The sequence below is a fragment of the Halalkaliarchaeum desulfuricum genome (assembly GCF_002952775.1).
In the GTDB taxonomy this organism is placed as follows: Archaea; Halobacteriota; Halobacteria; order Halobacteriales; family Haloferacaceae; genus Halalkaliarchaeum; species Halalkaliarchaeum desulfuricum.
The window spans coordinates 2,632,270-2,645,878 of the sequence record NZ_CP025066.1; the positions used below are offsets into that span (position 1 = coordinate 2,632,270).

General features: G+C 63.9%; 13 protein-coding genes. 4 read left to right on the plus strand and 9 right to left on the minus strand.

Annotated features, from left to right (window positions below; all coding sequences use genetic code 11):
• Positions 1-65 precede the first annotated feature (65 nt).
• Complete coding sequence (locus AArcSl_RS13125) at positions 66-926, plus strand: fructosamine kinase family protein (RefSeq protein WP_245883259.1); 861 nt, start codon at positions 66-68, stop codon at positions 924-926.
• Positions 927-1,104: 178 nt separating this feature from the next.
• Here the strand turns inward: AArcSl_RS13125 and AArcSl_RS13130 are convergent, their stop codons facing one another.
• Entirely contained in the window at positions 1,105-1,548 is a 444-nt protein-coding gene (locus AArcSl_RS13130; protein WP_119820118.1) for a pyridoxamine 5'-phosphate oxidase family protein, read from the minus strand.
• Between the two features lie 133 nt (positions 1,549-1,681).
• On the opposite strand from AArcSl_RS13130, the gene AArcSl_RS13135 reads away from it, so the two are divergent.
• Positions 1,682-2,602 (plus strand): DUF5995 family protein, encoded by a 921-nt coding sequence (locus AArcSl_RS13135; RefSeq protein WP_133412168.1) that lies wholly within the window; start codon positions 1,682-1,684, stop codon positions 2,600-2,602.
• 102 nt (positions 2,603-2,704) lie between these two features.
• Here AArcSl_RS13135 and AArcSl_RS13140 read toward each other — a convergent pair whose 3' ends face one another.
• The 6 genes from AArcSl_RS13140 to AArcSl_RS17140 form a co-directional block, all read right to left on the minus strand.
• Positions 2,705-3,337: a hypothetical protein gene (locus tag AArcSl_RS13140; RefSeq protein WP_245883261.1), complete on the minus strand. Its 633-nt coding sequence runs from the start codon at positions 3,335-3,337 to the stop codon at positions 2,705-2,707.
• A 78-nt stretch (positions 3,338-3,415) separates the two neighbouring features.
• Complete coding sequence (gene hisD / locus AArcSl_RS13145; protein ID WP_119820124.1) at positions 3,416-4,684, minus strand: histidinol dehydrogenase; 1,269 nt, start codon at positions 4,682-4,684, stop codon at positions 3,416-3,418.
• A gap of 74 nt (positions 4,685-4,758) precedes the next feature.
• The gene (gene purM / locus AArcSl_RS13150; protein ID WP_119820127.1) at positions 4,759-5,784 is read right to left on the minus strand and encodes a phosphoribosylformylglycinamidine cyclo-ligase; all 1,026 of its coding nucleotides are present in this window, start codon (positions 5,782-5,784) and stop codon (positions 4,759-4,761) included.
• 75 nt (positions 5,785-5,859) lie between these two features.
• Positions 5,860-6,543: a zinc metalloprotease gene (locus tag AArcSl_RS13155; RefSeq protein WP_119820130.1), complete on the minus strand. Its 684-nt coding sequence runs from the start codon at positions 6,541-6,543 to the stop codon at positions 5,860-5,862.
• A complete protein-coding gene (locus AArcSl_RS13160; protein ID WP_119820133.1) occupies positions 6,540-8,210 on the minus strand; it encodes a TraB/GumN family protein in 1,671 nt (556 codons plus the stop codon). Before AArcSl_RS13160 ends, AArcSl_RS13155 begins: the two co-directional genes overlap by 4 nt.
• 76 nt (positions 8,211-8,286) lie before the next feature.
• Positions 8,287-8,454 carry an HEWD family protein gene (locus tag AArcSl_RS17140; protein ID WP_193588470.1) on the minus strand — a complete coding sequence of 56 codons (168 nt, stop codon included), beginning with the start codon at positions 8,452-8,454 and terminating at the stop codon, positions 8,287-8,289.
• Between the two features lie 122 nt (positions 8,455-8,576).
• Between AArcSl_RS17140 and AArcSl_RS13165 the strand changes: the two genes are divergently transcribed.
• Both AArcSl_RS13165 and AArcSl_RS13170 read left to right on the plus strand, forming a co-directional pair.
• Positions 8,577-8,897, plus strand: a complete 321-nt coding sequence (locus AArcSl_RS13165; protein WP_119821998.1) for an EthD family reductase — start codon at positions 8,577-8,579, stop codon at positions 8,895-8,897.
• Between the two features lie 224 nt (positions 8,898-9,121).
• The gene (locus tag AArcSl_RS13170) at positions 9,122-9,277 is read left to right on the plus strand and encodes a rubrerythrin-like domain-containing protein (protein ID WP_119820136.1); all 156 of its coding nucleotides are present in this window, start codon (positions 9,122-9,124) and stop codon (positions 9,275-9,277) included.
• Positions 9,278-9,294: 17 nt separating this feature from the next.
• Here AArcSl_RS13170 and AArcSl_RS13175 read toward each other — a convergent pair whose 3' ends face one another.
• Both AArcSl_RS13175 and AArcSl_RS13180 read right to left on the minus strand, forming a co-directional pair.
• A complete protein-coding gene (locus tag AArcSl_RS13175) occupies positions 9,295-10,215 on the minus strand; it encodes a DUF368 domain-containing protein (RefSeq protein ID WP_119820138.1) in 921 nt (306 codons plus the stop codon).
• A 60-nt stretch (positions 10,216-10,275) separates the two neighbouring features.
• Positions 10,276-13,458: an oligosaccharyl transferase, archaeosortase A system-associated gene (locus AArcSl_RS13180; protein ID WP_119820140.1), complete on the minus strand. Its 3,183-nt coding sequence runs from the start codon at positions 13,456-13,458 to the stop codon at positions 10,276-10,278.
• Between the last annotated feature and the right edge of the window lie 151 nt (positions 13,459-13,609).

The following is a 13,609-nucleotide window of genomic DNA, read 5'->3' on the forward strand; positions in this document are numbered from 1 at the left end:
TGACGTCGACGTCGGTCGGGCTCCCGAATCCGAATCTTGAACCCGGTCGGCGTCGGACACCAAACGTGGACGGGACCACCCGAAACCGGGTTCGATCGATCGTCGACGCCGAAATCGACATCGTGCGGGAACTCGAAGGGGGGATGATCGGCGTCGTCGAGCGCGTCGACCTCGCGGACGGTCGGACGCTGGTCGCCAAGACGGGCGAGACACCGCTGTCGGTGGAGGGCCGGATGCTCTCGTATTTGTGTGATCGAGGACTTCCGGTGCCGGACGTTCACCACGCGAGCGACGAGCTCATGCTTCTGGACTACCTCGAGGGTGACTCCCGGGTGTCGCCGTCGGTCGAACGCGACGCTGCCGAGCGGTTGGCCGCGCTACACGATCACACCGCCCGAGGGTTCGGGTTCCCGTTCGATACGCTCACCGGCCCGGTCGAGCAGCCGAACCCTTGGACCGACGACTGGGCGGACTTTTATATCGAACACCGGTTGCGGAGGGTACTCGAGGTGGGCGGGGAAGCCGGAACGATCGACGACTGCCTGGCAGCTCGGGTGGAGGAAGCCTTCGACGCGGTCGCGGCCGCGATCGAGCGGGCCGTCGAACCGGGCTTGATCCACGGCGACGTCTGGCGGACGAACCTGCTCGCAAGCGACGGGCGGGTCGTCGCGTTCCTGGATCCAGCCTGCTACTACGCCGATCCGGAAATCGAACTCGCCTACGCCGACTGGACCGGGACGTTCGGGGAGGCGTTCTTCGATCGGTACGACGAGTTGCGTGGTATCGCACCCGGGTTCTTCGAGCACCGCCGATTCGTCTACCGTCTGTATCCCCTCCTCGTTCACGTTCACCTGTTCGGGGGATCGTATCAGTCGGAGCTCGGGGAGACGCTCCAGCGGATACGCGAGTTGGACGGTCAGACGTGACTTTTTAAGCCGTTCGGCGGTTACGTTTCCCCGGCCGATGACGAGACACCGTTCTGAGCCGGCTGGCACCCGGCGGTGAAGAGCCCTATGAGTGCAGAGGCCACCGTATTCCACACAGTACGTGGATTCGCTACCGGATGCCCACACTCCAGGGACGTCACAGATCTCCACTGAATCGTCACTGGTTCATCCGATCGCTGTAATCCCAACTGTACACATCTTGCATGTCGATTCGGATGCTCACTTCCGAGCGGTCCTCGCTGAGCAACCACTTCGCGAGTGAGGAGTCAGTGTCTCCGAGATATCGGTCGACGAGATCCCGGAGTACGCGCTTGTCGCTGTCTGTCGATACTGTTGTCACCCCGGTTCCTCTGATCCCACGGTAGGGTATCTGATTCGTCGAAACCTCGAACGCCACCTCCGGATCATTACGCAAGAATCGCACGACAGCCGAGTTTTCCTGCGTTGCGCATTCGAGAGAGCCGTCGCGATACCTGAACCACAATGTGACAATCCACATCGACCCGTCAGGTCTGGTTGTCGCGAGTCTGACTGGGATTTTTGCCTCTTCGAGGAAGTCCTCGACTTCTTCGGCCGTCCAACTGCCGCGGTATTCGGTCATGTATCTCCTATTTATGTTGGGTTCCTCAAAACTTACTTGATGGAATGAGGCGAGTCCGTATTGTGGTAGGGTACGAAACAGAGAGGAGAAAACCAGGAGGAACGCGCGAGCCACGAAACAACGGTGAGTCGAGATGATCCACGCGAGCGTTTCCCCATGGTGGCTCGATACCGGTGTTGTTCGCCGGCTGTGGCGCGGCATACGACTGGATACCACGCAGTTCACAGTCGGTGGTTCGGCAAATCCGGACTTGCTCGAACTCGTCGCCGAACCGTTCGAATCCGTCGAGGACGTTGCCGACCGACTGGGGGAACTCGAGGCCAGGCTCGTCGAACGGGCAGATCGCCGTTGTGTTTTCCTCACGGTTTACACAGAGATGACGGCACAGACGGCACAGGAGATCGCCGAGGGAGCATTCGACGACTCCGAATGGATGCGCAGCTATCTGGTTCGCTTTGCGGAGTACTACCGCCGGGCGTTCCGCGACTTCGAGATCGGTAGATACTCGGACGTGCCTGATCCGTGGATCGTCGCGTTCGGGACCGCGATTCGGGGCGACGCACTCGTGGTCCAGGACGCGTTCCTGGGCATCAACGCCCACATCGTCTACGACCTCGCGTTGACCCTCTCGGACGTCGGCCTCGATCCGAACCGGGAATCGAAGTACGCGGATCACCGACGTGTGGACGACACCCTCGCGCGGCTGGTTGCCATCCAGCGGGAACTCCTCGCAGAGCGATACGCACCCGGGCTTTCGCGGGTCGGAGAAAACCTGGCCGGGCTCGACGACCGGTGGTCGGCCTCCGCGCTGCGAGGGGCCCGCGAGACCGCCTGGCGGGCGGCCGTGGTTCGTACTGGCGCGCGGTGGAGGCCGGTCGAGGCGTCCACCGACTGGCTGCTGTCCCGGACCGCGACCGGCGGCGCGTCCCTCTTGTTGTCGCCGACCGTCAGCCCGTTAACGATGCGGGCGCTCCACGACGTCGAAGCCAACCGGTTCGATCTCGCCTCGTACGCGAGAGCGTTCCACGATCGGTCGACGGTCGAACTCCCGTAACCGGCCAAATTCGCGTTTGCGCCCCGCAGGCCCGGAATCGCCCATCTCCATTCTCGTCCCTCAAGTGGTGGGACTCGTTCGGTTGCTGATGTCCACCGTCGCCTACCGCCGACAGTGTCGAGTGAGAATGCCGTTTTTCGAACGGAACTGGCCGCCGCAGTCGACGCAGGTGACGTGACTCTCGCCGGGCTCGGTCCGGATCCGGTGGTCGCCGAGCTCGAAAGGGCGGTCGACGGCCCGGGGCCGGATTCGATCTGGAACCTGTTTCTCTGGCGATTCGCTGAGGTCCGCCCGGAGCTGGATCGTGTTGACGTCCGTCGGCGTCCACCGACCGGAGCCGACCGCGGTCTCCCAGTCGTCGATCTCGGTCCACCCAGTCACCACGACTGGGGAGGACGTGTCGGTGTCGCCGACCACGACGACGAACCTGACCCCGTCACGAACGAGGGCGAAGCGCCAGCCGTCGCTCGTGTTCCACCGGATCTGGCCACGCTCGATCGCTTCGCTCGCGACCGACGGAGAGACGTATCTCCCTTGCTGGTGGATTCTGCCGCGGAAATGGTCCGTCTGCGCGTAGATTGCGGGATCGCGAACTGGTGGATCCTCCGGACCTCGCCGAACCGGGGTCGGGGAATCGCCCGTACGGGGAGGCGAACGCGGCGGTGTTCCAACAGTACCCTGCGTACCGATACCGGGCGCCTTTTCAGCACCCGAACGACGCTGTCGGGATGCCACTACCGGGCCATACGGGGTCTCCCGTTAAGTGTATTGTGGCGGAGTGGGGCCTTTTTGCACTGTTTCGACGTCCGGAGTTCACTCGAATCGCTTTCGAACGCTTTCGGCGTGAGCGTCCAGCCCTTCGGCCTCCGCGAGCGTCGTGATCGTCTCGGAGAGCGCCGAAAGCGACTCCTCGTCGAGGCGCTGGACGGTCGTCGAGCGGAGGAAGCTGTCGACTGACAACCCGCCGTACAGCTTTGCGCTCCCGTTTGTTGGCAGGACGTGGTTCGTCCCCGAGGCGTAATCACCGGCGGCGACGGGGGTGAACGGACCCATGAACGCGCTCCCGGCGCTGGGGATCCGGTCGAGTATCGCCTCGTCGTCGTCCGCGAGGATGACGAGGTGTTCTGCGGCGTACTCTTCGGCAAACAGCGTCGCCTCCGACATCGACCGGGCGACCACCACGCCGCTCGCGTCGTGGCCGAACGCCTCCCGAATGATCTCTTCCCGCGTTCGTTCCCCTGCCTGTCTGTCGGCTTCCGTCGCGATCTCGGCGCCGAGGTCGGGATCGTCGGTGACGGCCACAACTGACGCGTTCGGGTCGTGTTCGGCCTGGGTTACGAGTTCGGCGGCGACGAGTGCCGGATCCGCGGTTTCGTCGGCCACAACGAGGACCTCGCTGGGTCCCGCGAGGAAGTCGATCTCGACGTCGCCCCGCACTTCGGCCTTGGCGGCGGTGACCCACTTGTTGCCCGGCCCCACGACCTTCTGGACCGCGGAGACGGTTTCGGTCCCGTACGCGAGCGCGCCGACCGCCTGTGCACCTCCGACCGCGTAGACGGCGTCGGCGCCCGCCTCGTGAATCGCCGCAAGCGTCGCGGGGTTCATCTCCTCGGCGGGCGGGGTCGCCACCGCCACGTGATCGACGCCGGCGACGCGGGCCGGTACAATCCCCATGATCGCTGAAGAGGGGTAGGCCGCGGTCCCGCCGGGGACGTAGACGCCGGCCCGCTCGATCGGACGGAACCGTCGCCCCAGTTCCCGCCCGTCGATCTCCTCCCGCCAGTCGTCGGGCACCTGACGCGCGTGGAACGTCTCGACGTTGTCGATCGCGGTCCGGATCGCCGCGAGCACGTCGCCGTCGACCTCCTCGATTGCGCGTTCTGCCTCGGCAGCGACGTCGATGTTTCCGACGTCGACGCCGTCGAACCGGCTCGAGAACTCCCGGAGTGCGACGTCGCCCTCGTCTCGAACCCGGTCGAGTATCTCCCGGACGTCACCGCGAATCGACTCCACGCCGGCGTCGCGCTCGAAGAACGCCCGCCTTCGCTCTGGCGACAGCGACTCCACCGTTTGTACGTCCATACGTCAGGTGGGGACCGGGACCGGGAAATCGATTCCGGAAGTCGTTGCAGCGGTTCCCAAAGACCGACGTTCGCTCACTCCGATGAAAGCTCGATTCCCTCGATGACGACGCCTTCGCCCTCCTCGACGCGCCCGATTACCCGGCCGTCGACCGCTGCCGCGAGTTCGTCACCCCGGTCGGCGTCGACGGCAGCCACGAACCCCGTCCCCATGTTGAAGGTGGCATACATCTCCTCGTCGGTGACGTTCCCTTCACGCTGGACGAACCCGAACACCGGATGGGGATCGAACGCGTCCTCGATCGCGTACCGGTACTCCCCGAGCCGCGTCAGGTTGCGCCATCCACCGCCTGTCACGTGGGCGGCACCTCGAACGCCGTGGTCCCGCATCGGCTCCAGCAGGCCGGTGTAGATCCGCGTCGGCTCCAGTAGCGCCTCGCCGATCGTCTCGTAACCCGTAAACGGACACGGATCCGTGTACTTGTGGTTTGCCGTCGTCGCCGCGCGCGCAAGCGTCAGTCCGTTGGAGTGGATCCCCGAAGACCGGAACCCGACAAGCGCGTCCCCCGGTTCGGCTTCCCCCTCGAAGAGCGCGTCCTTGTGGGCGAGCCCTGCGGCAGTTCCAGCGAGGTCCAGACCCTTGATGACCTCCGGCATCACCGCGGTCTCTCCCCCGACGAGTTCGATGTCCGCGCGTTCGGCACCATCTGCGAGCCCTCGACCGACCTGGGCGGAGACGTCGTCGTCTGGCTCGTCGACTGCGAGATAATCGACGAACGCGACCGGCCTGATCCCGGCGGCGACCAGGTCGTTTACGTTCATCGCGATGCAGTCGATCCCGATCGTCGTGTAGTCTCCGAGCGCCTCCGCGACGAGCAGTTTGGTACCCACGCCGTCGGTCGCGAGACCCAGATATCGGTCGCCGATGTCGAGCAGGCCGGCGTAGTCGCCGGCGGTCTCCCCGACTGCGTCGACGAGCGCTGCCGTCGCCGCCTCGCTTTCGGCGATGTCGACGCCGGCGTCGGCGTAGGTCAGCCCGTCGTCTTCGTCCGTGCTGTTTTTCCCCTGCTCGCTGGAGCCTTCGTCGGCGTCGTCGCTCATGCTTCGAGGAGCGACCGGCACCGAGAAAAGAACACCGTTCCGGCGGGAACCGACCGCCCGCCCGACGATCGGGTCTTAAAAGCTCCCGCCGAAGCCGAGCCCGTAGCCGAACACGGAGACGACGGCGATGACGACCGTCGGGACGAAGAAGACGACCCAGATGAGCTTGCTCCACTGGATGACGGTCTTGCCGTCGAGCGGGCCATAGGGGATCAGGTTGAAGGCCGCGAGGAAGATGTTGATCGCGAATCCGCGGGAGCCGAGCAGCCAGACCAGATCCGAGCCCATCAGGACCCCAAGCACCATGACCGGAATGAACAGCGCCGTCAGGACAACGTTCGTCACCGGCCCTGCCAGGGCAATCAGGCCATGCTGGCGGACCGTGAGTCGTCCACGATGGACGACGGCGCCGGGGGCGGCGAAGATGAAGCCCAACATGGCGCTCATGATCGCGAGAAACAGCATTCCGTAGTCGGCCTCGAAGGCGGCGATCTGGTCGTAGTGAACCGCGACCACCTTGTGCGCCAGTTCGTGCAACAGGAAGCCGATCCCGGCCGTAAAGAGGCTCACCAGCACCGGAATCACGATTCCGCCGGCGAGCAGTCGGTCGAGGTTGGCGGCCCCACCGACGAAAAACAGCGCGAACGCGATCCCGAGCGCCAGCCACGCGACGAGCAGGTCCTGGAGTTCCGACTGGCTGAACTGGAGTCGGCCGATTTGTACACCGTAGACATCGCGTCCGCGACCGTGTCGGCTCATGTGATCGTCCTCCAGATCAGGTCCGCACTGTTTTGAGCCCCACGGATCATCTCCCGGCCGACCGCCTCGACGCCGCCCAGTTCGGCAAAGAACATCGGCAGCACGTACGTCGCAAACAGGAACGTGGCGATCATGCTCCCGACGTTCGTCATCGCGACGATCATGATGAGCCGGAACAGCGGGACGTCGAACATGTCGGAGACGATATCGGAGGCCGGCCTGGTTTCGTCCGAAAGGATGTCGTTGAGCCGCGAGATGTCGCCGACGTTCACCCTGAGGTGACGGAGTTCGGCGTAGCCCGCAAACCAACCGGGCGCAAGCATCGGGTTGATCGACGTGAGCCACGCGACCGCGCCGCCGACGCCGGCCGAGGACCACCGCGCCCCCGCGAGCTTCGCGAGCGAGAACGCGAAGACGGCGTTTATCAGGAACCACGCCGCGAACAGCCGCAGCAGGAACCCGTCCCGAACTCCCGCCATCGCGAGCAACACGAAGAAGGCGATGAATCCGATCGAGAAGACGACACCGATTACCTTGAACCACGGAATACCGCGCCCCCGTTCGGTACCGGTGATATCCTCCATCGGCGGCAGCGTCTCCGGCTCCCGAAGATACCGTTCGATTCCGTCCCGGTGACCGGCACCCACCACGGCGACGACGTGGTAACCGGCATCCCGAAGCGCGACCAGCTTGTGGGCGATGAACGCGTCGCGTTCGTCGATGAGTGCTTCCGCCCCGCCGGGACTGAACTGTCTGAACTCCTCCATCATCATCGTCACCACGTCGGTGTCGGTGAGCTCCTCCATCGAGAGGTCATCCAGTCCACCCTCGGCGGGTCGGTCGTCCTCGAACAGGCCGAGAAACAGCGCGACGACACTGCCGACCAGGATGCCGGCGGTGATCCCGAGCGCCAGCGAGCCGACCGCGTTGACCACAAACCCGCCGAGATACGCCTCGACGTACGTGTCCACGATTCCGGTCAGGAGGAGCCCGATCCCGAGCAGTCCACCGCCACCGATCGCCGCGAACAACCGGCCATCCGGCGTGAGTCGCCCGCGACCGAGGCGGTCGAGGAGATAGCCGGCGGCGATCCCGAGGACGGCGGCGCCGGTCACCCGGACGAGCAGCGCGTCGGTGACACCGAAGGAACCGCCGAACAGCGCGATGATCGGCCCCGCGATGATCCCGATCGCGATCCCGAGGACGAGCCCGGCCGCCCGGCTGTCGCCGACGCCGAAGGCCAGCCCGCCGATCATGCGGAGTTTCTCCGAGAGGGTCATCCGGGCCCAGAACCGCTGGATCGTCGTCTGGATGTCGCGATCGACCAGTGCGACGTCCAGGTCGAACCCCTCTGCGGTCTCGATCGCGGCCATCATGTCCGCACCCGGCGTGACGTCGAACCGTTCGCCCATCTTCGTCTGCACGTACGAGAGCATCCAGTACGCGAGAAACTGGAAGACGGTGTTGCCACGCAACAGGTCAGACGCGTCCAGATCTTCGGGGGTCTCTCCCTGCAGTTGTCGATATCGCCCTTCGTCGAGTTCGACCGCGACGACGTCCGGTCGTTCGCGCTCGATCGTCTCTTCGACTTCTTCGACGCTCGCCGAGGAGATGTGGGCGGTTCCGACGACCGTGACGCTCCCCTCACGGTCGGCCGTGTCGCTCATTGGGGCGTGATAATCTCGCAGGCGGTAAACGTGTGTCGAAACGGGAGCTTCCGGGCGAGTGGGTATCCGTTGGGAACTACTTGTCTACGGGGACGAACGATCCGTTGATGTCCCACTCGTGGATACAGAACGGCTCCCCCGAGGCGGTGCTGACGCGCCATGACTCGGCCTCGTCGTTCCACTCTTCCGTGCGGCCGCAGCGCTCGCACGTACGGACGGTCGGTTTGCGGATTTTCGCGCCCATAATATTCTCTGGGATGCCGGGTTACAAAAACGTGACTCCGGGCCCGCAGCTACGGGTGGTTCGATGCAGGTCACCGGTTCGTCGCCGATAGAACGAAGGGTTCGGCCATGGGAGTCGTGCGTATGATCAAGCTAGTCGAGTTCCTCGTGAAAAAGCCCGAACTCACTCACGACGAGTTCGCGGAGTACTGGCTGGAGACGCACAGTCCACTCGCCGCTGATCTTCCCGGCGTGAAACGCTACGTGACCTCCGTGCCGACCGATCCGGAGAAAAGCGAGTACGACGGAGTTCTCGAACTGTACTTCGAGGACCAGCAGGCGCTTTCGGCTGCGTTCGACTCCGAGATCGGTGAGACTGTTCTCTCCGACGCCGAGGAGTTCATCGAGGTCGGCGCGGGACCGAGCATGATCGTCGAGGAGACCGTGCAGGTGGATCGAACTTGAGGACAGTCAGCGAAGCCGAACCTGACGAGCGCCCACTATATACGATCGAGATCAAAACATGTAGGACTATTTCCCCCGATCCGAAAGATTATTTTATATTCGTCCAATATAGGCGCATGTACCTGGGTTTCCCGCCACCAAATATTAATTGAGTATTATTATTTTAAGGTCTTTCCGGGTATTTATGGGGAAATGTAATAAGTAAACTACCGTCATGGTGTGTCGTGACAGTATACAATTCGCGTATCGATCCGTACGAAGCTTCCTACGACTACTACGAGTGTGTCACCTGTGGATACAGGGAGGTTCCAAGCGACGGCCCATCCGAGTGCCCCGACTGTGGCGGCTGGATGCGTGACATCGCCGTGTCCCGGGAGTGAGCGACTGATTCGGGCCGTCACACCGACTGGTCGTCGGTGTAATAATCCATGACGCCAGCGTAGTGATCGAGGACGAGCACGATTGCCGCGCCGACGGCGGCAGCCGCGAGAAACGTCGCCAGCACCGACGGCGTCCAGGCGCGACCACTTTCAGCGAGCGCCAGGTCGGCCTGGACCACCGGGGCCCGCAGTGCTCCCGCCACCAGCGCGACGAGGAAAGCGAACGTGGCGCCCCGATACCGCGCCAGCGCGAAACGCACCCCGTGGGCGACCGTAAAGAGGCCGACGACGGCGCCCGAAAGAAAGATGACGACCGGCGGTGCCGTCTCCAGGACAGTGGTGGTCGATCCACCCATCCCGAACCCGAACAGCGCGTCCACGAACCCCTCGAGTGCTCTGGACATGTATTCGTACTGTCCGAGCAGGATCAACAGTAGCGAGCCGGACACGCCCGGGAGCACCATCGCGCTCACGGCGATCGCCCCGGCGACAAAAATGAACAGCCCACCCGTGTCAGCGGCGGCTGCCGTCTCACCCGAGAGGAGAAACGCCACGAGGAACCCGGCCACTGCGGCTGCCTTCCGTCCCCGGGTGTCGAGCGAGAGATCCGCAAAGAGAACGACCGCCGAGGCGCCGATCAACCCGAAGAAGAACGCGAACGTGGCCACCGGGACGGTGTCGAGCAGAAACACGACCGTCCGGAGGACGGTGATCACCGCGGTCATGATCCCGACCCCGAGCGCGAGCAGGAACGGGCCGTCCATCTCGAGGAACGCCGCCCGCGCGTCCGGCAGGTTCCGGGGGTTGATCCCGGACAGGAGACGTCGAATTCGATCGGTATCGATCGCCGTAATCGCGGCGACGAGTCGCTCGTAGATCCCTGTGATCAACGCGATCGTCCCTCCGGAAACCCCGGGGACTGCATCGGCGGCGCCCATACACGCGCCTTTCAGGAACACCGACGCCAGGTTACGGAGCGGGGACGTCACGATCGGGGGTCACCCGACGAGCGTCGGTGCCGCAAGCGATCCCTCGGTGTCGTCGTTACCTTCGGTTTCTTCTTCCTCGTCACCGTTGGTTTCTTCGTCACCGTCGGTTTCACCGTCAGTACCGTTTTCTTCCTCGTCTTCATCCGGCGCTTGTCCAAGATCGAGCGCTTCCGGTTCCAGCGTTACGCTCACGGGTTCGGGATCGTCGCCCACGACCTGTCCCTCGTGGACGTCTGTCGTGTCGACGAACTGAACGAGTTCCCCGTCCTGCTCTTCGATACCCTCCTCCATAACGACGTACTCGCCGGTCGCACGGACACTCACGTTGGTGTAGCCGTTTTCGGGCCCGTACTCGTCGTATCCGATCGTCGAGTACGGCACGACGAACTCGAACTCGCCGTCCTCGTCGGCGGTCGCGTGCTGGGTGTAGGTGAACGTCTCGCCAGTGGCTGGCACCTCCATCGGCACCTGGGCGGTGACCTCCTGGCCGGGCGTGGCGTTTTCACCCTGGATCGTCGCCCCGGGAACGCGTTCGAACGTCTTCACCCACTGGGGCTGGGTTTCGATCAGGTCTCCGGGATCGAGCCCGGTCATCTGTGCGGTCCGCTGGAGGTTGTTCGCGTATTCGGTTCCGGGGATCATCGCCGAACTCTGGCTCGCCTTCACCAGGCGGTAGTGCTGGAGTGCGGGAACCCGCTCGCTGGGGTGCGGTCCGACGCCGCCGATCTGGGCGTTGTCGTTCTCCTCGACGTACGCTTCGGCTTCTTCCATCGTGTCGAACTCGAGGACGAACTCCTCGTCGCCGGTGGGCATCTGCTTGACCTCGATTTCCTCGCCGGTTTCGACGTTGGTGTACGTCTGTTCCTCCCACTGGACGACGATCGGGCGCGGATCCTTGGCGCTGCCGTGATACTCGTACAGCCGGACCATCAGGCTCTCGTAGTAGCGCTGGTCCTGGATGTACCCGACCGGCTGGGCCCCGCCTTCCTGTGGCCCCTCCTGGATCTGCTGCCACATCGTGAAGTAGAAGTCCTCCTGCTCGAGGTCGGGATCCTCGTCGTACCAGACGATCGGCGCGCCGAACTTCGAGCCGGGCGTGGTCATCTGGTAGTCGACCATCACGTATCGGGTGTTCTCGCCCTCGTCGCTCTGGCGAGCGAGTACGTCCCGGGCGTCGTCCTCGCTGGGCGCGAGCAGGAAGTTCGCGGCCTCTGTGGCGTGTTGCTGGAACGGGTTGGCGTTCGGTATGCGTTCTCCGATTGCGGTTATCCAGTGTCCATAGTCCCACCACGACTGCACGCCGTAGGCGCCATCGGGATAGTCGAAGTCGCCATCAGCCGGGCGCTCGTACGTGCCGTAGTACTCCATCCTGTTGTCGTACCCTTCGAGTTCGCCCGGATGAGGCGTCTCCTCGCTCATCCAGTCGAGGCTGTCGTCCCACTGGGTGACTGCACCCGGACCGGTGCCGGCGCCGGCCGCCCACGCCGGGGTGGCGACGGCCACGAGCGGAACCAAAAGCAGGACGACGACGGTCCCGACGACCATCACCTGCCAGCCCTTGACGTTCTTGAGATCGGCAAGCGACGGCTCTGCGAGGTCGATCCGGACGAGAAGCTCCTGCAGGAAGTAAGCGGTGAGAACGACGACGACGATCGCGAGATAGTAGTTGAACCGGGTCTGGGTAAACGCCGCGCTCGCGATGAACGCCGCCCAGACGACCAGGAACGTCTCCTCGACGCCGTACTCGACCCGATAGAACGCGCCGACGATGACGCCGGCCGCGATCAGGAGACCGACAAGTTGCCAGGCCATCCCAACGACACTGCCGATCGCCGCGGGGATCGCCGGCAGCAGCAGAATCGTCCCGATGATCGCCATTCCGGCGACCGTGTATCCGGTGTCGTTCGTGTCCTCGCTTTTTATGAGCGGTTTCGCGAGCAGGGTGATCGCACCCAGCGCGGCGACGAAGAACGCGAGGCCGTACTCGTCGATTATCCGCTCGACGGGCGTGACTCCTCGCTGCTGGAGGACGCTTTCCGCGAGGAACGGTTGTGCCTCGCCGATCGTTCGCGTCTCGGCCCCGGCGCTGAATCCGACGGTCCGCAGGAGGTTCGTCTCGATCGTGCTCCAGGCGTCCGGCAAGACGAGCGCGAAGACAGCGACAGAGAGCCCGATCAGACCGAAGGTGGCGGCCGGGTATGCGAGCGGTTGAATATCCCTCTGTTCCCACTGTCGAGCGAGAAATGCGAGGAAGATCGCACCGCCAGCCACAGCGAGCGGCAGGAACACCTGAGTGAGCGAGTAGTCGGTGACGCCGAACGTGAACTGATCGAGCGGGATCACCATCAACAGGCCCGTCACACCCATCGAGACGGCGGCGGCGAAGGCGGCCGGCTCGGGACTATCGCCGTGGACGACGTCGCTCGTCATCTTGAGGACGACGAACACGCCGGTGATACCGACGAGGAGCACACCGGGCTGCCAGGTGTACATGTAGAGTGCCACGAGCACGCCGGCCAGGGCGGCCCACTTCGCGGGATTTCGAAGCGCTTCCACGTCGCGGTCGAGGACGAGTTCCCAGACGGGCTTTTCTCGTTCCGCCACCGCGAAGGCGACGAGCAGCCCGATCACCGCCGCAGCCATGAAGAACACTTCGCCCGCGTGGTGGTCGTAGAACCCGACGTTAGTGTAGCTAAGGAACGTTCCCGGAAGGAGTGCGAGCACGAGAATCCCGACGAGGCTCGCCACACGTCCGGCGAACCGGCGACAGATGAGATACGCCGGGATCGCTGCGGCAGCCCCGAACAGGGGCGACATCACGAGCATCACGCGCAATGCTTCAGCTTCGGTTGGGCTGCCGAGACCGACGAGGAGAATGATCGTCGCGGTAATCTGGTCGTACAGCGTTCCGAACTGGCCGACGAGACGGCCGTATGGGAACCCGGTCCACGGGTCGAACGGTAACGTGTTCGGATAGTTCTCGACGGCGTACATCGTCTCCCGGTAGTGATACCACGGGTCGTTACCCCGGAAGTACACGTCGCCACCGACGATGAAGTTGTCGTACGCCTGCAGACGGATCCACAGCATCACGCCGACGAGGAATCCCAGAACCGGAACGTGATAGTACTCCTGGAGGGTTTCGAGGACCGACGTCCCGATATCGTCGGCATCCTCACTCGATTCACTCATTGTTCCCTACGACTGGCAAAAGTCGCATAAGCCTTGTCATCTCGCATCTCTCAGTCGCTTCATCTCGCATCTCTCAGTCGCTGTTTTTCGTCGGCGACTGGACACTGATCGGAAGGAAATTCTTATTCGCCGCAGGCGTGAATCGGCGAGC